This window comes from Rhodococcus sp. 2H158 (genome assembly GCF_053764755.1).
On record NZ_JBSNCE010000005.1, the window covers coordinates 37,052 to 62,951 of the forward strand.

General features: G+C 71.8%; 23 protein-coding genes. 11 read left to right on the forward strand and 12 right to left on the reverse strand.

Going from position 1 to position 25,900, the window contains the following annotated elements; translation table 11 throughout:
• Window positions 1-105: 105 nt before the first annotated feature.
• The 4 genes from ACWPOB_RS06060 to ACWPOB_RS06075 form a co-directional block, all read right to left on the reverse strand.
• Entirely contained in the window at window positions 106-591 is a 486-nt protein-coding gene (locus tag ACWPOB_RS06060; RefSeq protein ID WP_455400228.1) for a hypothetical protein, read from the reverse strand.
• Window positions 588-2,171, reverse strand: a complete 1,584-nt coding sequence (locus ACWPOB_RS06065; RefSeq protein WP_455400229.1) for an alpha/beta hydrolase — start codon at window positions 2,169-2,171, stop codon at window positions 588-590. Before ACWPOB_RS06065 ends, ACWPOB_RS06060 begins: the two co-directional genes overlap by 4 nt.
• Window positions 2,172-2,396: 225 nt before the next feature.
• Window positions 2,397-4,919, reverse strand: a complete 2,523-nt coding sequence (locus tag ACWPOB_RS06070; RefSeq protein WP_455400230.1) for an ABC transporter permease — start codon at window positions 4,917-4,919, stop codon at window positions 2,397-2,399.
• A gap of 12 nt (window positions 4,920-4,931) precedes the next feature.
• Window positions 4,932-5,690, reverse strand: a complete 759-nt coding sequence (locus ACWPOB_RS06075) for an ABC transporter ATP-binding protein (protein WP_029542537.1) — start codon at window positions 5,688-5,690, stop codon at window positions 4,932-4,934.
• 138 nt (window positions 5,691-5,828) lie between these two features.
• Here ACWPOB_RS06075 and ACWPOB_RS06080 point away from each other — a divergent pair, with 138 nt between their 5' ends.
• Both ACWPOB_RS06080 and ACWPOB_RS06085 read left to right on the forward strand, forming a co-directional pair.
• Window positions 5,829-6,599, forward strand: coding sequence for a deoxyribonuclease IV (locus tag ACWPOB_RS06080; RefSeq protein WP_100058445.1), 771 nt, complete (start codon window positions 5,829-5,831; stop codon window positions 6,597-6,599).
• A gap of 47 nt (window positions 6,600-6,646) precedes the next feature.
• Window positions 6,647-7,249, forward strand: a complete 603-nt coding sequence (locus tag ACWPOB_RS06085; protein ID WP_455400231.1) for an AMIN-like domain-containing (lipo)protein — start codon at window positions 6,647-6,649, stop codon at window positions 7,247-7,249.
• Window positions 7,250-7,258: 9 nt separating this feature from the next.
• Here ACWPOB_RS06085 and ACWPOB_RS06090 read toward each other — a convergent pair whose 3' ends face one another.
• The gene (locus ACWPOB_RS06090) at window positions 7,259-7,720 is read right to left on the reverse strand and encodes a PPOX class F420-dependent oxidoreductase (protein WP_455400232.1); all 462 of its coding nucleotides are present in this window, start codon (window positions 7,718-7,720) and stop codon (window positions 7,259-7,261) included.
• Window positions 7,721-7,914: 194 nt separating this feature from the next.
• Here ACWPOB_RS06090 and ACWPOB_RS06095 point away from each other — a divergent pair, with 194 nt between their 5' ends.
• From ACWPOB_RS06095 to ACWPOB_RS06105, 3 genes are all read left to right on the forward strand, one after another.
• Entirely contained in the window at window positions 7,915-9,816 is a 1,902-nt protein-coding gene (locus ACWPOB_RS06095) for an ABC transporter ATP-binding protein (protein WP_455400233.1), read from the forward strand.
• Window positions 9,813-10,328 (forward strand): mycothiol transferase, encoded by a 516-nt coding sequence (locus ACWPOB_RS06100; protein ID WP_455400234.1) that lies wholly within the window; start codon window positions 9,813-9,815, stop codon window positions 10,326-10,328. The genes ACWPOB_RS06095 and ACWPOB_RS06100 overlap by 4 nt, the downstream gene beginning before the upstream one ends.
• Before the next feature lie 108 nt (window positions 10,329-10,436).
• Window positions 10,437-11,240, forward strand: coding sequence for a DUF1206 domain-containing protein (locus ACWPOB_RS06105; protein WP_100058133.1), 804 nt, complete (start codon window positions 10,437-10,439; stop codon window positions 11,238-11,240).
• 45 nt (window positions 11,241-11,285) lie between these two features.
• On the opposite strand, the gene ACWPOB_RS06110 is transcribed toward ACWPOB_RS06105, so the two are convergent.
• The 3 genes from ACWPOB_RS06110 to ACWPOB_RS06120 form a co-directional block, all read right to left on the reverse strand.
• Window positions 11,286-13,220 carry a DEAD/DEAH box helicase gene (locus ACWPOB_RS06110; RefSeq protein WP_455400235.1) on the reverse strand — a complete coding sequence of 645 codons (1,935 nt, stop codon included), beginning with the start codon at window positions 13,218-13,220 and terminating at the stop codon, window positions 11,286-11,288.
• A gap of 69 nt (window positions 13,221-13,289) precedes the next feature.
• Window positions 13,290-14,330, reverse strand: coding sequence for an SDR family oxidoreductase (locus ACWPOB_RS06115; protein WP_455400236.1), 1,041 nt, complete (start codon window positions 14,328-14,330; stop codon window positions 13,290-13,292).
• Window positions 14,327-14,899 (reverse strand): TetR/AcrR family transcriptional regulator, encoded by a 573-nt coding sequence (locus tag ACWPOB_RS06120; protein ID WP_455400237.1) that lies wholly within the window; start codon window positions 14,897-14,899, stop codon window positions 14,327-14,329. Before ACWPOB_RS06120 ends, ACWPOB_RS06115 begins: the two co-directional genes overlap by 4 nt.
• 122 nt (window positions 14,900-15,021) lie before the next feature.
• On the opposite strand from ACWPOB_RS06120, the gene ACWPOB_RS06125 reads away from it, so the two are divergent.
• From ACWPOB_RS06125 to ACWPOB_RS06140, 4 genes are all read left to right on the forward strand, one after another.
• Complete coding sequence (locus ACWPOB_RS06125; RefSeq protein WP_006938673.1) at window positions 15,022-16,296, forward strand: TrpB-like pyridoxal phosphate-dependent enzyme; 1,275 nt, start codon at window positions 15,022-15,024, stop codon at window positions 16,294-16,296.
• A 136-nt stretch (window positions 16,297-16,432) separates the two neighbouring features.
• On the forward strand, window positions 16,433-16,864 hold the full coding sequence (locus ACWPOB_RS06130) for a hypothetical protein (protein ID WP_455400238.1): 432 nt from the start codon (window positions 16,433-16,435) through the stop codon (window positions 16,862-16,864).
• An 83-nt stretch (window positions 16,865-16,947) separates the two neighbouring features.
• Entirely contained in the window at window positions 16,948-17,577 is a 630-nt protein-coding gene (locus ACWPOB_RS06135) for a phosphoribosyltransferase (RefSeq protein ID WP_100057494.1), read from the forward strand.
• Between the two features lie 160 nt (window positions 17,578-17,737).
• On the forward strand, window positions 17,738-19,540 hold the full coding sequence (locus ACWPOB_RS06140) for an AMP-dependent synthetase/ligase (RefSeq protein WP_455400239.1): 1,803 nt from the start codon (window positions 17,738-17,740) through the stop codon (window positions 19,538-19,540).
• A gap of 64 nt (window positions 19,541-19,604) precedes the next feature.
• On the opposite strand, the gene ACWPOB_RS06145 is transcribed toward ACWPOB_RS06140, so the two are convergent.
• Window positions 19,605-20,249, reverse strand: a complete 645-nt coding sequence (locus ACWPOB_RS06145) for an alpha/beta hydrolase (RefSeq protein ID WP_455400240.1) — start codon at window positions 20,247-20,249, stop codon at window positions 19,605-19,607.
• Between the two features lie 32 nt (window positions 20,250-20,281).
• Between ACWPOB_RS06145 and ACWPOB_RS06150 the strand changes: the two genes are divergently transcribed.
• Window positions 20,282-21,637 carry a DUF2252 domain-containing protein gene (locus tag ACWPOB_RS06150; protein WP_455400241.1) on the forward strand — a complete coding sequence of 452 codons (1,356 nt, stop codon included), beginning with the start codon at window positions 20,282-20,284 and terminating at the stop codon, window positions 21,635-21,637.
• A 1-nt stretch (window position 21,638) separates the two neighbouring features.
• Here the strand turns inward: ACWPOB_RS06150 and ACWPOB_RS06155 are convergent, their stop codons facing one another.
• Window positions 21,639-22,814 carry an amino acid deaminase/aldolase gene (locus ACWPOB_RS06155; RefSeq protein WP_455400242.1) on the reverse strand — a complete coding sequence of 392 codons (1,176 nt, stop codon included), beginning with the start codon at window positions 22,812-22,814 and terminating at the stop codon, window positions 21,639-21,641.
• A gap of 72 nt (window positions 22,815-22,886) precedes the next feature.
• A complete protein-coding gene (locus ACWPOB_RS06160) occupies window positions 22,887-23,531 on the reverse strand; it encodes a TetR/AcrR family transcriptional regulator (protein WP_100058334.1) in 645 nt (214 codons plus the stop codon).
• A gap of 77 nt (window positions 23,532-23,608) precedes the next feature.
• On the opposite strand from ACWPOB_RS06160, the gene ACWPOB_RS06165 reads away from it, so the two are divergent.
• Complete coding sequence (locus ACWPOB_RS06165; RefSeq protein WP_455400243.1) at window positions 23,609-24,934, forward strand: D-arabinono-1,4-lactone oxidase; 1,326 nt, start codon at window positions 23,609-23,611, stop codon at window positions 24,932-24,934.
• 28 nt (window positions 24,935-24,962) lie between these two features.
• Here the strand turns inward: ACWPOB_RS06165 and ACWPOB_RS06170 are convergent, their stop codons facing one another.
• Window positions 24,963-25,886, reverse strand: a complete 924-nt coding sequence (locus ACWPOB_RS06170; RefSeq protein WP_455400244.1) for an adenosine deaminase — start codon at window positions 25,884-25,886, stop codon at window positions 24,963-24,965.
• Window positions 25,887-25,900 lie beyond the last annotated feature (14 nt).

Below are 25,900 nucleotides of genomic sequence, written 5' to 3' on the forward strand. Positions count from 1 at the left end.
CCGAGCAATAGGGATGTTCAAGTACATATAAGGAACTTCTTCCCCGCTCCTCGCCTCCCGCGCCCTCCCTTCCGTCGTCGCCCACCGGCGAGCACGGGGAGTTCACTACGGCCGGTCCGGGTAGCACCCCACGGTCAGCCCCACCGTCGCGGCGAGATAGCTGCCGAACGCGATGGAGGAACCGTCCGCGGCGAACATCCGGATCTGGAGCCCGGTCTCGACCGGCAGCGACCGGGCACCGTGGAAACCGGTGCCCGCCAACGATTCCTCGAACACCCGCGCCGCCCGCTCCAGCTGACCCGGCGGCACCGGCCGATCGGAGAGGTGGATCGGGAGGAACACCGTGGTGCCCTCCGATCCGTCGGGCATTTCGCAGTAGGCCGTCGTGGCCGGGTCCGATTGCCGGAACTGCATCTCCGGGAAAGCGTCCGACAGGGCGGCCATCGCGTCGTGCTCGACCCGGGTGTAGTACTCGACGGCACCGGCGCGGTCCGCGGCCACCGGCTCGGGCACGGCGACGGGGATCGGTCCGCCCGCGCACCCCGCGAGCGACAGGGCCAGCACCGGCACACCGACGCGCAGAACCTTCATCGCACCACTCGATCCGTGAGGCCGCCGACGACCGCGGCGACGTTGTACAGGCTCATCGTTCCGTCGCTCAGGTACTCGCTGTGCCCGGTCGAGCCGAGCCGCGGCCGGCCGGACGCGTCCGCCCCGGCGTCGCTCGACAGGTGGGTCACGCCGTCGAGGAAACTCGGATCGCCGTCGAACGTGCCGACGTCACCGACCGGGTCGCGGTCGGCCTCCACGAGGTACGTCGCGCCCGGCGGCACACCGAGTTCGGCGACGTCGTCGGTGCCGATTCCCGGGGCGCCGAGGAACACGGCGGCGTCCACCCCGACACCCTGCTGCAGCGCCAGGCCGGTGGCGAGCGCACCGTACGAGTGACCGACGGCGGTGACGTGCGGGTCCCGCTCGGCGTACAGACCGTCGAGAAAGCCGGCGAGCCGCGGGGCGGCACGGACCGCCGCGAGGTCCGACACCGGGCTCAGCTCGGTGTGGGCGAGGCCCCAGCCCCATTGCGGCACCTGGTAGTTCAGCCACGTCACGGCGGCGACCGACTCGGCGGCGCGGCCGGCCTCCTGCAGGTGGCGCATGGTCTCCTCCCGCAGCGTCGCCATCCGGGTGTCGTATCCGGTGAGGTTGCCCTGCACCGTGGAGCCGGCGCCGGGGGTGAACACGGTGACGTGGTCGGCGGTGTCGACGTCCCCGACCGCCACCGCGGCCATCGCTTCCCGGCCCGAGAGATCGAGGCCCAGCAGCCGCCTTTCCTCGCGGGCCAGCGTCGTCTCGATGGCGTCGAGCGCGGCGATCTTGTTGCGGGTCTGGGCGAGTCCGGCGTCGGCGTTGCTCGCCAGTCCGCCGAGCGGATCGGCGTCGAGCTGGGCCTGCAATCGGGCGGCGACCTCCTCGAGCCGGCGCCGTTCCCCCGTCAGTTGCGCGCGGTTGGCCAGGTCGCGGACCGCGGCCGGCACGCCGTCGAGGTTGCCGATCAGCTCGGGCGCCAGGGTGACGACCTTCGTGCGCTCGCCGTGGTCGAGTCCGGCCCACCACGCGGCCACCCGGGCCGCCGCCGTCCCGGGCGCCGGCACCGCCGGGGCGGACGCGGGCACAGCGCGCACGCCCCCGAAACCGAGCGGACGCGAAGGGCTTTCGTCCGGCACGCGGCCGAGGTCGGCTGCGGCCCGCCGATCCAGCGCCTCGGCCCGGTCGAGGACCGCGCGGATGCGGGCCTGTGCCTCGTGCCGCTCCGGGTCGGTGCCCGGTCCGCCCGCGACGGTTCCGTCGTCCCGCACGGTCAACGCCCGGTCCCGCGCCCAGCGGGTCGCGTCGTCGAGTTCCGCGCGCAGTGCCCGCAGCCGCGGCGCGCACCACGCCGCGCAGCGGCTCACCTCCCGATACGCGTCGGACCGTCGCACGATCCCGCCGGTGACGTCACCGAGCCGCTGCTCGGCGGCGGCGTGCGCGAGCCCCGACCACTGTCCGTCGAACCGTCCCGACGCGGTGATCTGCGCGCCGATCCGCTCGAGTTCCCCCGCATGCCGGTCCAGCATCGCGCCGAGACCGTCCAGCGCATCCGGGTCCCACCGCTGCAACTGCCGAAGATCCATTCGATCCACCCCCTCGGCGCGGCAGCGTAATCCACTGCGCGCCTGCCGCGGCGGGGTGCACTGCCGCCGGCGTGAAACTGTGGAAGAACGGGCCGGTTGTGGACAACTCACGTCCGGAGACGAGTGCCCCGGGTCGCGACGACCGGGGAAGGCTGCAGCACGAGTTCCGCCTCCGGCGCGCGCGGCACCGGGGGCGGAAGGAGACGGGCGAGGGGTCCCGTCGCGTCAGATGTCGGAGATCGCCTCGAGCGGCGGCGTCCGTGCGGCACGGACGCCGGGCCACAGGGCGGCGAGCACACCGACCACGCCGGATCCGACGAGCATGGCGATCACCTGCCCCCACGGGACGGCGATCTTGTCGAGGCCCTGGTCGGCCAGCGTCCGGACGAAGCCCCAGCCGAACGCCAGGCCCAGCACCAGACCGACGACCGCGCCGAACACCGCGATGAGCATCGACTCGATGTAGATGGTGCGGCGGACCTGGACCCGCTGCATGCCGACCGCGCGGAGCATGCCGATCTCCCGGCGCCGCTCCACCACCGACAGGGCGAGGGTGTTGACGATGCCCAGGACCGCGATGACCACCGCCAGCGCCAGGAGCCCGTAGAGCACGGCGAGCAGCGTGTCGATCTGGGCGGCCTGCTGGCCCTTGAACTGCTCCCGATCGAGCACCTGGACCACGACGAACTGCTTGGTGGCGTCCTCGAGCGCCGTGCGGATCGCCTCCGGATCGCTGCCGGCCGCGGTGTTCACGAACACCACGAAGTCCGAGCGCGACGCAGGCGAGGTGAACTGCTGGTAGACCTCCTCGGAGACGACCCACGAGCCGAGCAACTGGTTGTCGGCGAAGATGCCGCTCACCGTCGTGCCGACGTCCTCGCCGTCGCGGCTGGTGAGGGTGACCGGGTCGCCGACCTTCCAGCCCTTCTCGTCCGCCGTGGTCTGCGACACCAGCAGGTCGGTGCCGGCGACGTCGTCCCGGCCCTCGGTGACGTCGACCTCGAGCACGTCGCCGAGGGGGCCGGACAGCGCGACGCCGAACGTGTCCTCGTCGCCGATGCGCGCCGGGACGCCGTGCATCGCGATGGTCTCCTCCACGCCCTCTGCCCGCGCCGCTGCGGCGGCGGCCCCCACGGGCACCCCGATCATCTGCGGTCCGGTGAGCATGAAGTCGGACTTGACGCCGGTGTCGACGAGCGAGTTGACGCTCTCCTTGGCGGACGCGCCGAACACCCCGATCACCGACACCAGCATCAGACCCAGCGTGAGCGCGAAGGCGGTGGCGGCGGTACGGCGGGGGTTGCGCACCGCGTTGGTGCGGGCGAGCCGGCCCACGGCCCCGAACGGGCGGGCGAACACCGCGCCGAGCCCCGCGACGAAGGGCCGCGACAGCGCGGGCGCCGCGAGCAGGACCGCGATGATCAGGGCGAAGGCCCCGACGCCGACGGTGGAGGCCGCGCCACCGCCGGTGCCCTGGGCGCCGACGACGACGGTGACGGCACCGGCCACGGCGGCGACGGCTCCGATGACGGTCCGCAGCCGCAGCGACTCGACGGTCGCGGTGGACTCCTCCCGCATGGCCGCGACGGGCGGGACCTTGCTCGCGCGGCGGGCCGGCGCGTAGGCGCTGACCACGGTGACGACGACGCCGATGAGCAGGGCCACGAGCACAGTGCGCGGCGCGAGCTGCAGCGGGCCCGAGGGCAGGCCGACGTCGAACGCGTTGAGCGCGGAGCGCAGCCCGTAGGCCAGGGCCACGCCGCCGGCGATGCCGAGGGCACTGCCCACGATCCCGACGACCAGTGCCTCGAGGTTCACCGACCGGCCCACCTGGCTGCGGCTCGCCCCGATCGCCCGCAGCAACGCGAGCTCCCGCAGTCGCTGCGCCACGATCATCGAGAAGGTGTTGTAGATGATGAAGGTGCCCACCAGCAGCGCGATCGCGCCGAACGCGAGCAGGAAGTAGTTCAGGAAGCTCAGCGCCTCCTCGATCTCGGTCTTGATCTCCTCGCTGACCTCGGCGCCCGTCTGGACCTTCTGGCCGGGCACGGCGGCGGCGATGCGGTCCCGCAGCTCGTCCGCGGGCACACCGTCACCGGCGACGTCGATGTACTGCACGTGCGTGCCGTCGGTGAACAGGGTGCGGGCCTGGTTCTCGGTGAACATCGCCCCGACGTAGCCGCCGGTGTCGGTCTCGACGTCGTAGATGCCGCTGACCGTGACCGGGACGATCCCGGCCGAGGCGGCGAGGATCTTCGTCGGGTCCCCGACGGACAATCCGGCACGTTCGGCGGCGCTCGAGTTGAGCGCGATCTCGCCGTCGACGGTGGGCGGTTGTCCGGCGACGAACTCGTTGGGGTCGCCGAGCTGCTGGTCGGGGGGCAGGTAGGCGGTGCCCTCGCTGGGGGCGCCGCCAGTCTGGATGGCCGCGCCCTCGGAGTCGAGGACGATGACCGGCCCACCGAACGCCGGCACCACGGTACGCACGCCGGGGACCGCGGCGACGACGGCGACGTCGGAGTCGGGGACGCCGCTCGCGCCCTGCTGTTCGCTGCTGACGCGGACGTCGACGCCCTTGGCGGCGTCGGCGAAGATGCTGTCGAACGTGCGCTGCAGGGTGTCGGTGAAGACGAAGGAGCCGGTGACGAACGCGGTGCCGAGCACCACGGACAGGACGGTCAGCAGCAGCCGCACCTTGTGGGCGGCGAGATTGCGCAGGGCAACCCTGCGGATGGGATTCGCACTCATGATCGGCTCGCCCTACTTCGCCGTGGGAACGGCGACGGCGTCGAACTGCTTCATCCGGTCGAGCACCGAGTCGGCGGTCGGGTCACGCATCTCGTCGACGATGCGCCCGTCCGCGAGGAACACCACCCGATCCGCGTAGCTCGCCGCACGCGGATCGTGGGTGACGATCACGACCGTCTGCCCGAACTCGTCGACCGCGGCCCGCAGGATCGACATCACCTCGCCCGAGGAACGGGAGTCGAGGTTGCCGGTGGGCTCGTCGCCGAAGATGATCTCGGGCCGGCCGGCGAGCGCGCGGGCGCACGCCACGCGCTGCTGCTGACCGCCGGACAACTCCCCGGGCCGGTGGTCGAGCCGGTCGCCGAGTCCCAGGCGGTTCACGACGGTGTCCAGCCATTCGCGGTCGACCTTGCGGCCGGCGATGTCGACGGGCAGCGTGATGTTCTCGAGTGCGGTGAGCGTGGGCACCAGGTTGAACGCCTGGAAGACGAAGCCGATGCGATCGCGCCGCAGCTGCGTCATCTGTTTGTCCGACAGGTCGGTCAGGTCCGTGTCGCCGAGGACCACCGAACCGGACGTGGCGGTGTCGAGGCCGGCGAGGCAGTGCATCAGCGTCGACTTCCCCGAACCCGAGGGACCCATGATGGCGGTGAACTCCCCCGCCGCGAACTCCGCGTTCACCCCGTCGAGGGCGTGGACGGCGGTCTCACCGGTTCCGTAGATCTTTCTCAGGTCGATTGCGCGCGCGGCAGTGGCGGTGTGGGCTGGCATGCCCACCATCTTCCTGACTTTTCCGACAGGGCACCATCGGGGACGTCCCGGATTCCGCGCCGGACGGTTCTCAGGGTGCGCCTGGTGACGTCCCGGTGAGGTTCTCCTGCGTCGCCGCCGGGCGCTACCGTCGAGACCATGCGGATAGGAGCACACGTCCGGCAGGACGACGATCCGATCGGCTGCGGCGAACGCGTCGGCGCAGACCTGGTGCAACTGTTCCTCGGCGATCCCCAGCAGTGGACGAAGCCGGGCCCGCACCCCCGGGAGGAACAGATCCGCGATTCCGACGTCGCGGTGGTGGTGCACTCCCCCTACGTGATCAACGTGGCCAGCACGAACAACCGGCTGCGGATGCCGTCGCGCAAGGCCGTGGCCGAGCACGCCGAGGCGGCCGCCCGGATCGGCGCCTTCGGCCTGGTGGTGCACGGCGGCCACGTCCGGTCCGGCGAGGAGGTCGCCGCGGGCGTGGAGAACTGGCGCAAGCTGTTCGAGCGACAGGAGGACAAGGGCGGGTTCGCGGTGCCCGTCCTGATCGAGAACACCGCCGGGGGCGAGTTCGCGATGGCCCGGCACGTGGATGCGATCGCGCGGTTGTGGGATGCCGTCGGCGACTACGACGTGGGCTTCTGCCTCGACACCTGCCACGCGTGGGCGGGCGGCGAGGACCTCGTCGATGTCGTCGAGCGGGTACGGGCCGCGACCGGCCGGATCGATCTGGTGCACCTGAACAATTCCCGCGACGGCTTCGGCTCCGGCCGGGACCGGCACGCCAACATCGCCGCCGGCACGATCGCTCCCGACCTGCTGGTGGCGGTGTGCCGGGCCGCGGACGCGCCGATCGTCCTCGAGACCCCGGCGGAAGGGATCGCCGAGGACGTCGCCTACCTGCGCGAACTGCTCGGGTGAGACACGCCTCCCGGAGACCGGGCCGTCACAGCCGTAACATCTTGCTCATGAAGCACGCCCGGATCGCCTTCGCCGTCACCGCCGCCGCGCTGGTACTTGCGGGCTGCTCGGACGCCGACAGCCCGGCACCGTCCGCGTCGGCGAGCACCGCCACCTCCACGATCTCCTCCGGGTCGGGGTCCGCCGACTCGTCGCCGACCCCCGAGCCCGCGCCGACCGACGCGGCGGACAAGACGTCGCCCGCCTCGGCCGGCGCGAAGCTGACCGTCACCGACATCCGCACCGGCCGGCACGAGAACTTCGACCGGGTGGTGTACGAGATGGGCGGCACCGGCATCCCGGGGTGGCGCGTCGGATACGTCGACCGGGCGGTGCAGGACGGCAGCGGCAACGACGTGGCCGTCGCCGGCGGCGCGATCCTGCAGGTGCTCATCGACGGGTCCGCCTATCCGTTCGACAGCGGCGTCGAACCCTACTCCGGCCCCAACCCGGTGCTCGCGCAGCCGGGCGGCTCGGTCGTCGAGGTCAACGGCTCCGGCGTCTTCGAAGGCGTGACCCAGTCGTTCGTCGGCGTCGCGGAGCCGAACACGCCGTTCGCCGTGTACGCGCTGACGAACCCGACGCGGCTGGTCGTCGACGTCGCTCGCTGATCGCGCGGCTCAGGCCCGGCCGGGCGGGAAACCGCCGGTCGCGACGGGACCCCAGTCGTCGACGGTGATGCGGATCAGCGACTTGCCCTGCTTACGCATCGCCTCCCGGTACTCGTCCCAGTCGGAGTGCTCCCCGGCGACGACGCGGAAGTACTCGACGAGCGGCTCGACCGAGTCCGGCAGGTCGATCACCTCGGCAGTGCCGTCGATCTGGACGTAGGGACCGTTCCAGTCGTCGGAGTGGATCAGGATCGACACGGCGGGGCGGCGGCGGATGTTGACGACCTTCGCGCGTTCCGGGTAGGTCGCGATCACGATGCGGCCGGCGTCGTCCACCCCGCAGGTGACCGGGGACATCTGCAGCCGGCCGTCGGACCGGGTGGTGACCAGGGTGCCGCGGTGGCGCGGGCGGACGAATTCGAGCAGCCGGTCGCGGTCCACGCGGTCCGCCGTTGCGATCTTCGGTGCCATCCTCCGACCCTACGTGCGCGGCCGTGACGACGGGCCCTGTCGGAGGTCACGTGCAGAATCCGGTGGGCGGGTTCGACGCGGACGAGCAGACTCGGTGGCGACCTCGCGAGCCCGCAGCAGTCCGCGCATCTACGCTTGACCTCGAGTCCACTCGAGGTTCTACGGTCGGGCGACCGACTTCAGGAGGCTCCCGCATGAGCATGGAAGTGACCGCGTGGAACGCGATGTACAACGCGATGCACGCGCAGAGCGACCGGCGTCCGTTCTCGCGCGCCAGCCTGCGCCGGATCGCCGAGTTCGCCCGCCCCCACCGCCGCAACATCGGCATGTACCTGCTGCTGAGCGTGCTGATTGCCGCGCTCGGCGTGGCCACCCCGGTCCTCGCCGGCCGGGTGATCGACGCCATCGTCGACCGCGCCGACTTCTCGGTGATCACGTGGCTGGCGGTGCTGATCGCCGCCATCGCCGTCGTCGAGGCCGGGCTCGGCATCCTGAACCGCTGGCTGTCCGCGAGCATCGGCGAGGACCTCATCCTCGACCTGCGCACCACCGTGTTCGACCACGTGCAGCGCATGCCCATCGCGTTCTTCACCCGCACCCGCACCGGCGCCCTCGTCAGCCGGCTCAACAGCGACGTCATCGGCGCCCAACGGGCGTTCAGCGACACCCTGTCCGGAGTGGTCGGCAACATCGTCACCCTCGCGATCACGCTCGTGGTGATGATCGGGATCTCCTGGCAGATCACACTGCTCGCGCTGTTGCTGCTGCCGATCTTCGTGGTGCCCGCCCGGCACATGGGCGTACGGCTGGCGCGCCTGAATCGTGAGGCAGCCAACCATAATTCGGTGATGAGCACCCAGATGACGGAGCGGTTCTCCGCGCCCGGCGCGACGCTGGTGAAGCTGTTCGGCCGTCCGGCGCAGGAGTCGTCGGAGTTCGCCGTCCGCGCCCGCCGGGTGCGCGACATCGGGGTGAAGACGGCGATGCTGCAGTCGGTGTTCGTCACCGCCCTGACCCTCGTGTCCGCCCTCGCGCTGGCCCTCGTCTACGGCCTCGGCGGCTTCTATGCGCTGCGCGGGCAACTCGAGCCGGGTGCCGTCGTGGCGATGGCGATGCTGCTGACGCGCCTGTACTCGCCGCTGACGGCACTCGCGAGCGCCCGCGTCGACGTGATGAGCGCGATGGTGAGCTTCGAGCGGGTCTTCGAGGTGCTCGACCTGCGGCCGCTGATCGAGGAGGCGCCCGACGCCCGCCCCGTCCCCGACGGCCCGGTCGCCGTCGAGTTCCGGCACGTGGACTTCGCATACCCCGCCGCCGACAAGGTCTCGCTGGCGTCGCTGGAGGAGGTGGCCACGCTCGACACCCGCGGCGGCGCACCGGTCCTGCACGACGTGAGCTTCCGGGCCGAGCCCGGGCAGATGGTGGCCCTGGTGGGCTCCTCCGGCGCCGGCAAGTCCACGATCGCGCAACTGGTGCCGCGGCTCTACGACACCGACACCGGATCCGTGCTGCTCGGCGGGGTCGACGTGCGCCGGCTCACCACCGCGTCGATCCGCGGAACCGTCGGCATGGTCACCCAAGACGGGCACCTGTTCCACGAGAGCGTGCGGGCGAATCTGCTCCTGGCCCGCCCGGAGGCAACCGAGCACGAGCTGTGGGAGGTGCTGGGCCGGGCCCGGCTCACCGAGCTGATCCGCTCCCTGCCCGACGGCCTGGACACCGTCGTCGGCGAGCGCGGATACCGGCTCTCCGGCGGTGAGCGCCAGCGGCTGACCATCGCGCGACTGCTGCTCGCCCACCCGCGGGTGGTCATCCTCGACGAGGCCACCGCGCACCTGGACTCGACGTCGGAGGCCGCGGTGCAGGAGGCGCTCACGGAGGCGCTGGCCGGACGGACCTCCGTGGTGATCGCGCACCGGTTGTCCACGGTCCGCGCGGCGGATCTGATTCTCGTGGTCGAGGACGGACGCATCGTCGAGCGCGGCACCCATTCCGAGCTGCTCGCCGCCGACGGGCGTTACGGCGAGCTGTACCGCACCCAGTTCGCCGATTCAGGACCGCGGGTGTCCGCAATGGCTCCCACACTGGGCGCATGACGACGAACGAGACCGACCTGCTGCTCCTGCTTCTCGACAATCAGCGCACCGCGTTCCGCAACGCGCTGTCCGGCCTGACCGAGGACCAGGCGCGCAGCGTGCCCAGCGCCTCCGCGATGAGCCTGGCGTCGCTGTTGAACCATGTGATCGACGGCGAGGTCGCCGCCGCCGACCGCATCTCCGGGACGCAGAGCCGCGAGCCGGACCCGGTGGCGGCGTGGACGGCCGGGTGGGCGGTGCGCGACGACGAGACCGTCGCGGATCGGCTCGCCCGGCTCGACACGGTCGCGGCACGCTTCGCCGACGTGCTGCGGGCGGACCCGGCCCTGGACCGGGTGGTGGACCTGCCGGCGGACATCGCCCGATGGCTGGACCAGGGCGTGCCGCTCACCGTGCGGTTCCTGGTCCTGCATCAGATCGAGGAATGGGCCCGGCACGCCGGCCACGCCGACATCATCCGCGAATCCGTCGACGGCGCCACCGCCGACGTCCTGGCCGGCAGGGTCCGGTAGCCGGCGCCGGCGAACCCGGACGACGCCCCGCCGGCGCGATAGGCTCCCCGTAGGCACCACTGCCAGGGCGGCCCGGCGCCGTCGCCGCGAGATCCTGGAGGCCGTCGCGTGACCGGACAACAGACCAGCACGGGAGCCGCGGGCGCCGCCCAGCACCCGATGTTCGAGAAGGTGGCGCGGGTCGGACAGGCCGCGAGCGGGGTCGTGCACCTGCTGATCGCCTACATCGTCATCCGGGTCGCGTTCGGCGATCCGGCCAGTGCCGATCAGTCCGGTGCCCTCGGCGAGCTCGCCGCCCAGCCCGGCGGCAGGATCGTCCTGTGGGTCCTGGCCGTGACGCTCACGGCACTGGCACTGTGGCGTCTGGTCGAGGCCGCTGTGGGCAAACGCTCGGACGTCGAGAAACCGTCGGCCCTGGACCGGGTCAAGACCGTCGGCGTCGCCGTGGCCTACCTGGCGCTGGCCCTGACCGCGTTCCAGTTCGCGCGGGGCAGCGGCAAGTCGAGCGGTGAACAGAATGCCGGACTCAGTGCCCGGTTGATGCAGTCCGGAGGCGGCAAGGTCCTGCTCGTCGCGGCCGGGCTGGTGATCATCGGTATCGGCGCCTACCACGTCTACAAGGGCGCGGCGAAGAAGTTCCTCGACGACCTGCACCGGGAGCGGTTGCCCCGGTACGCCGAGCCGCTCGGCGCCGTCGGGTACGTCGCGAAGGGCCTGGCGATCGCCGGCGCCGGCGTCCTGGTCCTCGTCGCGACGTTCACCGCCGATCCGTCCAAGGCGACGGGACTGGACGGTGCCCTCAAGACGCTGGGCACCGCCCCGTTCGGTCAGATCCTGCTCGTCGCGGCCGGCCTCGGTATCGCCGCGTACGGCGTGTACTGCTTTGTCCTCGCGCGGTACGGGAGGATGTGAGCCCCGCGGGCGCGCTGGTCGCGCCCGCGATCGCCGCCCGCGCGCTCAGTCGCGCCCGCGGTAGCCGCCGCTGTGGCCGCCCGAGCCGTGTCCACCGGACTGCCCGCGCTCGCCGGAGCGTTCACGGAATCCGCGGTTCGGCTTGTCACCGAACCGGTCGCCGCGCCCACCGAAGTCCTTGCTGCGGCCGCCGCGATCGCCCCAGTCCTTCTTGCCGCCGTACTCCTTGCGCTCACCCTGGCGGCGCTCGCCACGGTCGTCGCGTTGACGGTAAGTCGACGGCCGACCCGACGGTGCGCCGCTGTCGGGCTGCAGCTGGATGAGCACCCCGGAAATGCGGGTGCCGCGCAACGCCTCGAGCGTCTCCGGCGACAGGTCCTTCGGCAGCTCGACGAGGCTGTGGTCCGGGCGGATGCTGATGTGTCCGAAGTCGCTGCGGCGCAGGCCGCCCTCGTTGGCGATGGCGCCGACGATCGCGCCGGGCACCACCCGGTGCCGCTTACCCACGGCGATGCGGTAGGTGGCCATCTCCTGCCCGTCGCGCCCGACGCGTGACGCACCGTCGTCGTCGAACCGGCGCGGAGGCCGCTCCCGCGGCTCGCGTTCCCGCCGCGGCGGCGCCACGGGCTCGGGTTCGGCCTCCATGAGGAAGGACTCCCCGTCGCGGGAGAGCACGGCCAGCGCCGCCGCGATGTCGGCGAGGGGGACGTCGTGCTCGCGCTCGTAGTCCTCGACGAACGTGCGGAACAACGACAGGTGATCCGACGCGAGCGCCTCGGTGATCGAATCGTTGAACTTCTCGACACGCTGGGCGTTGACATCCTCCACCGACGGCAGCTGGATCTCGGTGAGCGGCTGCCGGGTGGCCCGCTCGATCGCCTTGAGCAGGTGCCGCTCGCGGGGGGCGACGAACAGCAGGGCGTCGCCGGTGCGCCCGGCGCGGCCGGTGCGGCCGATGCGGTGCACGTAGGACTCGGTGTCGTGCGGGATGTCGTAGTTCACGACGTGGCTGATGCGGTCGACGTCCAGACCGCGGGCCGCCACGTCCGTCGCGACGAGGATGTCCAGCGCACCGCTCTTGAGCTGGCCGATAGTGCGTTCGCGCTGGGCCTGCACGATGTCGCCGTTGATCGCGGCGGCCGAGAAACCGCGGGCCCGCAGCCGCTCCGCGAGGTCCTCGGTGGCCTGCTTCGTACGGACGAAGAGGATCATCGCCTCGAACTGCTCGACCTCGAGGATCCGGGTCAGGGCGTCGAGCTTGCGCTGGTGCGACACGAGCACCCAGCGCTGGGTGATGTTCGCCGACGTCGTCGTCTTCGACTTGACCGTGATCTCGACCGGGTCGTGCAGGTACTGCTTGGACAGCCGGCGGATCGCGCCCGGCATGGTCGCCGAGAACAGCGCGACCTGCTTGGTCTCCGGGGTGTCGGCGAGGATCCGTTCGACGTCCTCCTGGAAGCCCATGGTGAGCATCTCGTCGGCCTCGTCGAGCACGAGGAACTCGAGCTCGGAGATGTCGAGGGTGCCCTTGGCGAGGTGATCGATCACACGTCCGGGGGTGCCCACGATGACGTGCGCGCCACGACGCAGCCCGGACAGCTGCACGCCGTAGCTCTGGCCACCGTAGATGGGCAGCACGTGCAGACCCGGGATGTGCGCCGAGTACTTGCCGAAAGCCTCCGCGACCTGCAGGGCGAGCTCACGGGTGGGAGCCAGGACCAGCGCCTGGGGCCGCTTCACCGAGGTGTCGATCCGCGACAGGATCGGCACCGCGAACGCGGCGGTCTTGCCGGTGCCGGTCTGCGCGAGACCGACGACGTCGCGCCCCTCCAGCAGCGGCGGGATGGTGGCCGCCTGGATCGGCGACGGGGTCTCGTAGCCCACATCCGAAAGCGCTTGCAGCACACGGGCGTCGATGTCGAGATCGGCGAACGTGGGGGTAGCGGTGTCGGCTTCGGGGTCTTGCACAGTATCACTCATTTGACCTGCAGTTTATCGGATGGACGGCCATGACCCTTCCACAGCGCCGGACAAGGGTCCCCGACCACCCTATCCGGACGCCGCATCCGGTGCCGTCGCCGCCACGTGGCGGGCCCACAGCCGCAGCGCCGGCCGCACCGGCGGGTACTCGAGCCCGTGCCGGCGCGCGAGGGCGGTGGCGGGCGCGGTCGGGTACGTGTCGGCGCTGAGGAAGCTCAGGGTCTCCTTCTCCGCCCCGGTCAGGCGGGCCGGCAGAGCCCGCAGCGCGGCGACGGGTATCCGCCGGCGCGGCGCGGCCACGCCGAGCTCGTCGGCGAGCAGCGCAACCAGCTCGGGCAGCGGCGGCGTGGCGTCGTCGAGGACCCAGTAGGCCTGCCCCGCCGTCACCGGGTCGCGCGGCATCAGCGCCAGGAAGCGCGCGAGGTGGTCGATGGTGACGACGGGCAGCACGGTGCGCCGCGAGCCGGGCACGGCGCGCAGCTGCCCGCGGGCGAGTTGCACGACCAGCTCCGCGAGACCCAGGTACTGATCGGCCTCCCCGGTCCGGGAGTCGCCGATCACCGTCCCGGGGTTGACGACCGTGAGGGGAACCCCCAGCTCCGCGGCGAGCGCACGCACCGCCGCGTCGGCCTCGATCTTCGACGCCTCGTACGCGCCGAACCTCCGGTAGATCCGGCGCCGGTGCCGGGGCGGCCACGGCGCCGGCACGGCCGGGTACGACGCGACGCGGTAGCCGCTGACGTGCACCAGCCGGCGCGCGCCGGCAGCTGCCGCGAATCGTGTGATCTTCTCGGCCAGCACCACATTCACCTCACGCGCCGCTCGGGCCGTCATCCCGAAGGCGAACGCGGCGGCGAGGTTGTAGACGTCGCGCACGTCCGCCGCTACGGGATCCAGGACAAGCTCGGCGGAGCCCGGGTCGAACACGTGGACCGAGAGCCGGTCCAGCGACACCCCGCCGGACGCGAGCCGGTCGCGCAGCCGCGCCCCCGACTCGGCGGTCCGCACCGCCGCGACGACGAGGTCGTCGCCGTCCGGGTCGGTGAGCAGTTCCCGCAGCAGGCCGCGGCCGATGAATCCCGTCGCGCCGAAGACCACCGCGGCGCTCATCGCGCGGCTCCGAGGAGGTCGAGCGCGACGGCACGGGCGTCCACCAGGGGGGCCACGTCGTGCCGGGCACGGGCGACGGTGGTCGCGCCCTCGACGAGGCTGACGATCACCCCGGCGAGCCGGGCGGCATCGGGTATCCCGTCGCGGGCGAGCACGCGCTCGAGGACCACCCGCCACGACTCGTAGACGCGGGCGCAGCTCTGCTGCAGAACGGGGTTGTCGGTGGCGGCGTCGACGGCGACGGAGGCGACGGCGCAGCCGGCCGCGAACCCGGAGCGCCCGAGCCGGGCGGCGAGGTCGTCGAACACCGCGGCGACGATCTCGGCGGCGGTCCGCCCCTCGGCCAGCAGCGCCTCGAGCAGGCCGGTGAACTCCGCCCCCACCCGGTCCAGCGCCGCCACGACGAGCTCGTCCTTGCCGCCGGGGAAATGGAAGTACACCGAGCCTCGGGGCGCACCGGAGTCGTCGGTGATGCGGGCGAGGCCGGTGCCGTGGTAGCCGCGGGTCTGGATCAGTTCCAGCGTGGTGTCGATCATGCGCGCCTTCGTGCGTGCTCCCTTGGTGGTCACGGCAGAATAATAGACCGGTCTACATATTTCTGTCGACACCGCCGGCCCTCCGCCGGACGGGTCACGTGCGACGGAAGGCACACTGAACCGGTTCCACTCTCGACAGACGAAAGGACCTTCCGGTGCCGGAGCTCGTCAGCATTCCCACCCACTGGTACAACATCGCGGGAGATCTGCCCGACGCCCCGCCGCCGCACCTGCATCCCGGCACCAGGGAACCGGTCACGGCCGCCGACCTCGAACCGCTGTTCGCCGCCGGCCTGATCGAGCAGGAGCTGTCCACCGAGACCGACATCGCGATCCCCGAACCCGTCCGGGAGGCGTACGCGACCTACCGCACCACGCCACTGCTGCGGGCCCGGTCCTTCGAGCGCGCACTCGGCACCCCCGCCCGCATCTACGTCAAGTACGAGGGCGTGAGCCCGGTGGGCAGCCACAAGACGAATTCGGCTCTGGCGCAGGCGTATTACAACTCTCTCGACGGTGTGAAGAAGCTGACGACCGAGACCGGCGCCGGCCAGTGGGGCAGCGCGCTCTCGTTCGCATGCGCCAAGTTCGGCATCGACCTCGAGGTGTGGCAGGTGCGCGCCTCGTACGAGTCCAAGCCGTACCGCCGGCACCTCATCGAGGTGTACGGCGGCACCGTGCACTCGAGCCCGTCGGAACTCACCGCGTCCGGCCGCAAGGTGCGCGCCGAACAGCCGGACACCCCCGGCTCGCTGGGGATCGCCGTGTCCGAGGCCGTGGAGGTCGCCGCCGGCGACCCCGCCGCCCGGTACGCGCTCGGCAGTGTGCTCAACCACGTCGTGCTGCACCAGACCGTGATCGGTCTCGAAGCCGTCGCCCAGCTGCGTGCCGCCGGCGAGGAGCAGGCCGACGTCGTGTTCGGCTGCGCCGGCGGCGGCTCCAACCTGGCCGGCCTGTCGTTCCCGTTCCTGCGCGAGGTGCTGCACGGTCGCGCCACGACGCGGGTGGTGGCCGCCGAGCCGGCCGCGTGCCCGTCCATCACGCAGGGCGAGTACCGCTACGACCACGGCGACATCGTGGGTCTCACCCCGCTGCTCAAGATGCACACCCTCGGTCAGGACTTCATCCCCGACCCCATCCACGCCGGCGGGCTGCGCTACCACGGCATGGCGCCGCTGCTGAGCCACACCGTCGAACTGGGATACGTGCAGGGCACGGCCGTCGCGCAGACCGATGCCTTCGCGGCGGCCGTCGAGTTCGCCCGCAGCGAGGGCATCGTGCCCGCCCCCGAGTCGGCCCACGCCCTCGCGGCGGCCGCCGAGTACGCGCGGACCGTGACCGGGCCCGAGGTGATCGTGATCGGGCTGTCCGGGCACGGGCAGCTCGACCTGCCGGCCTACGCCGCATACCTGCACGGCGAGCTCGGATAGCCCCGGAGCGTGTCTTCCTCCCCTGTGACGGAGAGGAAGACACGCCGAGGAAGTCTGTGATGCAACACACGCCCGGTCATCGGCGATACACCTGTGGAACCGCTCCACCGCGCCATGTCACCACCGGGAGGCCCCGATGCCCGACGCAGCCGACAACCTGGCCCTGCGCCTGCTCGACGCAGTGCACCGCACCCGAGGCGTAGATCCCGGGATCGTCACCGATCGCTACCGGGCCTACCGGGCCGCCCAGGGCGCGGACGCCGGCCGCGACGGGATCCGCGCGCTCCTGCGCACCTTCGAGGAGACCGGCGGCAGCGCCCAGTGGGCCGGCAAGGTCGGCCACTACCGTCGCCGCTACAGCCCCGACGAGGCACCCATCGCCGCCGACACCGTCGAACTGGCCGCCGAGGTCCTGTATCGGCACGGCGTCGACACCTTCGACGACCTCGCCGGCACGGACGACACCACCCTCGCCGACGAGTGGCAGCGGCGCGGCGGCGACGCCCTCACCTGGCAGCCGCTCCTCGACGCCCTGCGGCCCGCCCGAGCCCTGCACACCGTCGCCTGAGCCCTGCACGCCGTCGCCCGAGCGGGCCCGGATCCGGACGCAAACCTGCCCGGGCCGCCCACCGCCGGGCGCATACTCGACCTATGCGTTATTCCGGCCGTCCGGAGGCCGGGCGGCGGCTGGCCCGCTCGGTCGCCCACCTGCGCGACGCGAACCCCGTGGTCCTCGCCCTCCCACGCGGCGGCATCCCCGTCGCCCGCGAGGTGGCTCGCGCCCTCGACGCCCCGCTCGACGTGCTCGTCGTCCGCAAGCTGGGGGTGCCGTGGCAGCCGGAACTCGCGATGGGCGCCATCGCCGAGGGCGGCTTCCGCGTGCTCAACGAGGACGTCATCCGCATCGGCCGGGTGGCCGAGGACTCGATCGAACGGATCGAGGCCCGTGAACGCACCGAACTCGACCGTCGCGCCCGGCTGCTGCGCGGCGGCAAGGAGCGCACGTCGCTGTCGGGACGCACGGTCGTCCTCGTCGACGACGGCATGGCCACCGGCGCGACCGCCGCCGTCGCCTGCCTGGCCGCTCGGGAGTCCGGTGCCGAACGGGTGGTGCTGGCGGTGCCCGTGGCGTCCCCGGAGGCGGCGCGTCGCGTGGGCGCGGTGGCCGACGAGGTGGTGTGCCCGTTCACGCCCGCGGACCTGGGCAGCGTCGGCGCCGCATACGACGACTTCCATCAGCTCTCCGACGACGAGGCCGCCCGCCTGCTCGAACCCGCCTGAACACGCACCCGCGGACAGCAGTTGTCCGTGTCCGTCATTAACAGGTATCTTCACAGGTCAGAGCGAAAAGGCTACAAATCGGGCACCCCCGCTGCTGCGTTTTCCGTCCTCGTGTGATGCAATGCACATCCACCAGTGAAAAATTGATGGAGGGGTCACCGTGAGAGAGTTTGCCGTGCCACAGTCGTTCTCGATTCCCGAGGACGCATCGATGGCGGACGCCGTCTTCCGGCACGAGAAGGAGTCGCCGACCTGGGTGCCGTTCGAGCGCAGGATCGACGGCCGGTGGGTCAGCGTCACCGCCGCCGAGTTCGCCGCCCAGGTCCGCGGGGTGGCCAAGGGCCTGATGGCCTCCGGGATCGAACTCGGCGACCGGGTCGCGATCCTGTCGAGCACCCGCTACGAATGGGTCCTCATCGACTACGCGATCTGGGCCGCCGGCGGCTGCACCGTCGCGATCTACGAGACCTCCTCGGCCGACCAGGCCCAGTGGATCCTCGAGGACTCGGGAACCTCACTGCTGGTCGTCGAGAACGACGACCACGCGCGAACGGTCGCGGCTGTGGCCGAGGCCGCGCCGGCCCTGCGCGAGGTCCTGCAGATCGAGGGCGCACCGGGAACGAAGAGCGCTGTCGACGAACTGATCGCGCGCGGCGCCGCGATCACCGACGAGCAACTCGAGGAGCGGCGCCACCAGGTGCGTGCCGAGTCCCCCGCCACCCTGATCTACACCTCGGGCACCACCGGGCGCCCCAAGGGTGTGCAGCTGACCCACAGCAACCTGTGGGCCGAGGCAGCGGCCGTCAAGCTCGCCCTGCCGAACTCCATGGTGAGCGGCAAGCGGACCCTGCTGTTCCTGCCGCTCGCGCACGTGTTCGCCCGCGAGATCTCGTTCGGCGCGTTCGAGCACGGCGTCACCGTCGCGCACACCTCCGACCTGACCACGCTGCTCGACCAGCTCGGCGAGTTCAAGCCGAACTTCATCCTGTCGGTGCCCCGCGTGTTCGAGAAGGTCTACAACTCGGCCAAGCAGAAGGCGTACGACGGCGGCAAGGGCAAGATCTTCGAGAAGGCCTCCGATACCGCCATCGCGTACAGCGAGGCGCTGGACAAGGGCCGGCCCGGTCTGGGCCTGAAGATCAAGCACGCGGTGTTCGACAAGCTGGTGTACAGCAAGTTGCGCGCGGCCCTCGGTGGCGAGTGCGAGCAGGCGGTTTCCGGCGGCGCCGCCCTCGGCGCGCGCCTGGGCCACTTCTTCCGCGGCGTCGGCATCCCGATCTTCGAGGGCTACGGCCTGACCGAGACCACCGGTGGCGTCACCATCAACACCCCCGAGCACCAGCGGGTGGGCAGCGTCGGCCGGCCGGTCAACGGGCACGCCGCGCGGATCGCCGAGGACGGCGAGCTGCTGCTCAAGGGCCCCGCGGTGTTCGGCGGCTACTGGAAGAACGAGAAGGCCACCGCCGAATCGATCGTCGACGGCTGGTTCCACACCGGTGACATCGGCAAGATCGACGAGGACGGATTCGTCCACATCACCGGCCGCAAGAAGGAGCTCATCGTCACCGCCGGCGGCAAGAACGTCGCCCCGGCCGTGCTCGAGGACGCTCTGCGGGCGCACCCGCTGATCAGCCAGGTCATCGTCGTCGGCGACGCGAAGCCGTTCATCGGCGCGCTGGTCACCCTCGACCCCGAGGCCCTGCCCGGCTGGAAGGAGCGCCACGGCATCCCGGCCGACGCCCCGGTGTCCGAGCTGTTGAAGAACCCCGACCTGATCGCGGAGATCGACGCCGCGGTGGCCGAGGGCAACAAGAAGGTCTCCAACCCCGAGCAGATCAAGAAGTACCGGATCCTCGAAGTGGACTTCACCATCGAGACCGGCGAGCTGACCCCGACGCTCAAGCTCAAGCGCAACGTCATCCACGAGGCGCACGGCACGGCGATCGAGGCCATCTACTCGTAGGGCCACGCCCATGGTGAGCGAATGTATCCTTCATCTCCTCTGATCGAGTGAGGGATACATTCGCTCACTGTTGTTGGGGGGCCGGCACTTCGGTCACGGTCCGGACGAACTCGGCGACGTCGCGCGTCACCGTGCGGTGCACCGGTTCGTGCAGCAGGTCGTGGCCCGCGTCGGGGTACTCGCGCAGGTCCAGGGCCGGGATCGTCCGGGCCCAGGCCCGCACGGGGTCGATCGGGGCCAGTCGGTCGTCGGCGCCGTGCACCGCGAGCAGCGGTATGCGCGCCGCCGCGAGGATCTCGGCCGTCGCGGGCACGGCCGCCGAGCGCGGCGTCCCGCACAGCACGGCGCCACGGAAGCGGCCGGCGTCGGTGCGCAGCAGCGTGAGGGTGGTCGCCGCGCCGAGCGAATGCCCCATCACCACCATCGGCATTCCCGGCTCGGCACGCTCCGCCACCTCGGCGACGCGCAGCAGGTCCGCAGCCAGGTCGTCGAGGACGCCCGGTTCACCGGGGCTGCCCTCGGACAGGCCGTGCCCGGCTAGATCGATGCCCCACAACGCGATGCCGTGCGTCGCCAGGCCCGCCGCGAAGCGGTGGTAGTGGCCGGTGTGCTGACGCATCCCGTGGGCGAAGACGACGGCGGCCGCCGCGCCGTCGACGGGCCAGTGTCGGTAGTGGATACGGCCGGTGCTGCCGTCGAAAAAGGGCATGCGGTCATTGTGCGCCGGTGCACAATCGCTGGATGACACCCACCACCGCCGCCGAGCGGGCGCGGGCCGAGGGACGCGCCGCCCGCGCCCGTGTGCCCCGCGGTGCGCACGGCGAATTCCGTTGCCCCGAACGCGACCCCGTGGCGATCTTCGAGCAGCAGAACCGCACCCGGCTGCCGGAACTGGTGCCGATCCGGTACGAGCGGATGACGGAGTCCCCGTTCGCCTACTACCGCGGCAGCGCCGCCGCGATGGCGGCGGACCTGTCCACCGAGCCGGTGACGGGACCGCACGTGGTGGCCTCGGGCGACGCCCATCTGGCGAATTTCGGCCTGTACGCCTCGCCGGAGCGCCAGGTCCTGTTCGATCTCAACGACTTCGACGAAGCGTATCCGGCGCCGTGGGAATGGGACGTCAAGCGGCTGGCCGCCTCGGTATGGCTGGCCGGCCGTCACACCGGCTGCACCGAGCAGCAGTGCCGGGACGCGACCCTCGCGACGGTGCGCTCGTACCGCGAGACCATCCGGTTCCTGTCCGGACTGACGGCCACCGAGCGGTTCTACTTCCAGGTCGACGCGGAAGAGATCGAGCAGGCGTCGCGGAATCCGGAGGGGATACGAGCCGTCGTGCAGAAGGCCCGCAGCCGCACATCGGAACAGGTCCTGAGGAAACTGACGGTCACCACGGCCGACGGCGTTCCGCGCATCGTCGACCAGCCCCCGATCGTCCGCCACCTCGACATCGGGTCACTCGACGCCATCGAGCGGATCGTCGCGTCCTACCGCGCGACGGTACGGGCGGATGCCCAGCTGCTGCTTTCCCAGTACCGCGTCGTGGATTTCGCGATGCGGATCGTGGGGGTGGGCAGCGTGGGCACCCGGTGCTTCCTCGCCCTGCTGCTCGGCCCGGCCGACGAGCCGCTGTTTCTCCAGGTCAAGGAGGCCGGACGGTCGGTGCTGGAGACGCACGGCGGGATCCGGGAGACCCCGCACCGGGTCGAGGCCGACCTCATCGCGCACGGCCAGGGCGCCCGCGTCGTGGGGGCGCAGCGGATCCTGCAGGCCCACTCGGATCCGCTCCTCGGCTGGATCACCGGCGTCCCCGGCCCCGACGGCGTGCGCCGGGACTTCTATGTGCGTCAGTTCCGGGACATGAAGGGATCGGTGCAGTGGGAACGGCTCAGTCCCGCACAGTCGGAGCGGTACGGCCGGCTGTGCGGAGCGCTGCTCGCCCGCGCCCACAGCCAGAGCCCGGACGGCGCGTTCGTCGCCGGGTACCTCGGCCGCGGGACGGTGTTCGACGAGGCGGTGGCGCGGTGGTCCGCCGCCTACGCCGATCGCACGGAGCAGGACTGGAAGGCGTTGTGCAACAGCGCGGCACCGGCGTAGTTCACCAGCAGTGCCCCTCGCCGCGATAGGTGGGGACGGTGGTGCGGGTGCCGCCGGCGTCGACGAGATGCAGTTGCGCGAACCGCTCGCACAGCTCCCCCGCCTTGGCATGCCGCAGCCACACGCGGCCGCCGACGGGCAGGTCTGCGGCGGCGCGGCCGGTGACCGGGGTCTGCACCTCGCCGGCACCCTCGGCGCGCAGCAGCCGCAGTCCGGCGGGCCGCACCGGCCGCGGTACCCGGGACGGACCCGTCGGGCCGGAGGCGATGTAACCGCCGCCGAAGAGCGTGGCGATGGTGGGGCTGGGCCTGCGCACCGTGGGCAGCGCGAAGTACAGCGCGGGCCGCGGCGTGAAGGCCCGGTATCGGTCGAACAACGTGGGCACGTACAGGCCGGAGCCGGCGGTGACCTCGGTGACGACCGGGTCCGCGGAACTGATCTCGAGCGAGCCCGTGCCGCCGCTGTTGACGATCTCGAGGTCGCCGACGACGGCACGGACGGCCCCGACGACGGCGCTGCGACGGGTGGCCAGCTCGGCGGCCGACCGGCGCTTGATCAGGCGGACCGCGAGCGAAGTGTCGGGCAGGCCGGCGATCTGCGCCTCGTAGAACATCACTCCGACGACGGCGAAGCCGGCGGTCGTGGCGCAGCGGGCGAGCTGCGCCACCTCGTCGGGCGTGCGCAGCGGCGAGCGCCGCACGCCGAGGTGCACCGGCCCGAGCCGCAGCGACGCATCCACGTCGAGGCACACGCGGGGCCGCACGCGGGCGGTGCCGAGGGCGTCGCGGACAATGCCGAGCTGGGCGGCGGAGTCGACCATGAGGGTGACGGCGTCGAGGGCGTGCGGCCGGCCGGCGAGTGCGGCGAGCGCGGCACGGTCGACGGTCGGGTATCCGAGAAGCACGTCGCGGGCGCCGCGCTCGACCAGCCAGAGCGCTTCGCGCAGCGAGTACGCCATGATCCCGCGGAAACCGCCCGTGGCGGTGAGGCCGGTGCCGAGCACCTCCTCGAGGACCGCGCGGCACCGGACGGACTTGCTCGCCACCCGCACGGGTGTGCCCCCGGCGCGACGGACGAGGTCGGCGGCGTTGCGTCGGAGTGTGGGGAGGTCGACGGCCGCGAGGGGCGGGTCCAGGTCGGCCGTCGCGTCGTGGAGCCGGTCGAGGGGGTGGGTCACGGCGGGGGTCCAATCCACGGCAGGTCGGGTCGTCGCGGCCAGTCAAGCACCGAGTTGGACCTGTGTCCAGGTTCAGGTCGTTTCCACGGCCCGGCCGGCGACGATCGCGGCGATGTCGTCGAGTTCGGTGACGATGGCGTCGCTGTCACGATCCACCAGCCACCGCAGGACCAGGCCGTCGAGCATGGCCAGCGCCAGGCGGGCGACGGTCGAGACCGGCTCGACCCATTCGGTGCCGGTGCGGGCGGCGCATTCCTCGAGGAAGGCCCGGGCCTCGACATCCATGATGCGGTACTGCTCGGTGGCGATGTTGCCGCCGAGCGGCTCGCCGGCAGCGCGGTGGCGCAGCGAATAGGTGGTGATCTCGTAGGTGAGCAGCTGACGGTCGGCGGTCGCCTCGATCGTCGGCCACATCCCGTTGATCCCGACGTAGAGCAGCTGCCGCAGCCCGCGCGGGCCCTGCGGGTCGGGCCCGTCCTGCGGGAGGGTGAAGGCGGTGCGCAACGCCTGGCTGAGCTGGAGCACCAGCGTCTCCCCCATCGCGGCGACGAGGGCTTCCTTGCTCTCGAAGCAGTAGTGCACCACCCCGAGCGATACGCCGGCGTGCTCGGCGACGGCCCGCACGGTGACGGCCCCGAGACCGCCGCCCTCGGCCAGCGCGAGGGCGGATTCGACGAGTTGGGCTCGACGTTGGTCCGCCGGCAACCGGTTCAGCATGCCTCCGATCGTAGAACCCGGTCCGGATCCGTCGGCGCCTATTGACCTGGACGGCCGTCCAAGTCGATGATTGCGCCATGGCCACCGACCGTCCCGCAGCCACCTGGCGCAACTGGGCACGCACCGAATCCGCGACGCCGCGCGCGTACGAGACTCCGGAATCCCTGGACGAGATCGCCGCCGTCGTCGCACGCGCATCCGAGCGGGGCCTGCGCGTCAAGGCGGTCGGGGCGGGACACTCGTTCAGCGGCGTCGCCGTCACCGACGGCGTGCTCGTCTCCCTCGACCGGTTCACCGGCATCGAGGACGTCCGGCCCACCTCCGCCGGTGCGCTCGTCACCGTGCGGGCCGGCACCCGGCTGCGGGACCTCAACCGGCTCCTGTGGGATCACGGTCTGGCCGTGCCCAACCTCGGGGACATCGACGTGCAGTCGCTCGCCGGCGCGATGTCCACCGGCACCCACGGCACCGGCGCGCGATTCGGGGGCCTCGCCACCGTCGCCCGCGCCGCCACCGTGGTGCTCGCGGACGGTTCCGTCGTGCACTGCTCCCCCGACGACCACGCGGAACTCTTCGAGGCCGCCCGGCTCGGCCTCGGCGCCGTCGGCGTCCTCGCCACGATCACCCTCGAGTGCGTGCCCGCCTTCGCGCTGCACGCCGCGGAGGCGCCCGGCACGCTGGACGACACCCTCGCCGTGCTCGAGCGCGACCGGCTCGCCGTCGACCACTTCGAGTTCTACTGGTTCCCGCACACCGACCGGGTGCTCACCAAGCGCAACACCCGGCTGCCCGCCGACGCGCCCGGCGCCCCGGTGGGCCGGGTGCGCGGTTTCGTCGACGACGAGGTGCTCGCCAACGGCATGTTCGAGGTCGTCCAGCGCGTCGCGACCCGTGCCCCCGCGATCATCCCGCGGCTCAACGAGTTCGCCGCCCGGACGCTGTCGCCGCGGGAGTTCGTCGACCGCAGCTATCGCGTCTTCGCCTCCCCGCGCCGGGTCCGGTTCCGGGAGATGGAGTACGCCGTACCCGCCGACTCGGTGACCGACGTGCTCACCGAGATCGATGCGTGGCTCTCCCGCAACGACTTCCGTGTCGCTTTTCCCGTCGAGGTACGCTTCGCCGCCGCCGACGACGTGTGGCTGTCGACGGCCCACGGCCGCGACAGCGCGTACCTCGCCGTGCACCAGTACCACCGGCGCGAGCACCGGGCGTACTTCGATGCGGTCGAGGCGATCGCCCGCGCCGTGGACGGACGGCCGCACTGGGGCAAGATGCACGGCCGCACCGCGGCCGACCTGCGCGCGACGTATCCGCGATTCGACGACTTCCTCGCCGTCCGCGACCGCGTCGACCCGCAGCGCACCTTCGCCAACCCGTACCTGGACCGCGTGCTCGGCCCGTAGACCGCGGGCTCGGCCCGTAGACCGCGGGCTAGCCGAAGGACGCCGCGATCGAATTGCGCGCCAACGTCTCCCGCTGATCGGACGTGAGCCCGAGCCGATCGCGCAGCGCCGCGAACGTGTCGTCGACGTACCCGCCGAAGTACGCCGGATCGTCGGAGTTGACGGTCACCAGCAGACCCGCCTCGAGCATGCGCGGCAGCGGATGCCGCTCGAGCGAATCCACCACGCGCAAACGGACGTTGGACAGCGGACAGACCGTGAGCGGAATCTGCTCGTCCACCAGGCGCGTGACGAGGAGGGGGTCCTCGAGGGAGCGGATGCCGTGGTCGATGCGTTCGGCCCCGAGCAGATCCAGTGCCTGCCACACATATTCGGGCGGGCCTTCCTCACCCGCGTGGGCGACCGTGTGCAGGCCCTCGGCGCGGGCGCGGGCGAACACGTCCTCGAACAGCGACGGCGGATAGCCCACCTCCGCAGAGTCCAGGCCCAGCCCGATGATCGGAGCCGACAGGCGCAGCAGTTCCCCGAACACCTCCTCGGCCTCGTGCACGGGCCGGTCCCGCACGACTGAGGCGATCATCGCCGCATCGACGCCGAATTCTCGCCGGCCCGCCGCGACGGCGTCCGCGAGGCCCTCGACCACCTCCGTCAGCGGCACGCCGCGGCTCGTGTGCGCCTGGGGGTCGAAGAAGAACTCGGCCCGCGTCACGCCGGCCTGCGCCGCCCGGCGCAGGTACGCCCGCGCGAGATCGGCGAAGTCCTCGGCCGTCCGCAGCACCTGCATGTTCGCGTAGTACAGGTCGAGGAAGGACTGCAGATCGGTGAACTCGTACCGGCTGCGCAGTTCGGCGAGGTCGGCGTGCGGGAGCGCGACGCGGTTGCGCTCGGCGAGAGCGAAGATCAGTTCCGGTTCGAGGGTGCCCTCGATGTGGACGTGCAGTTCGGCGAGCACGATCCTCCTTCGTC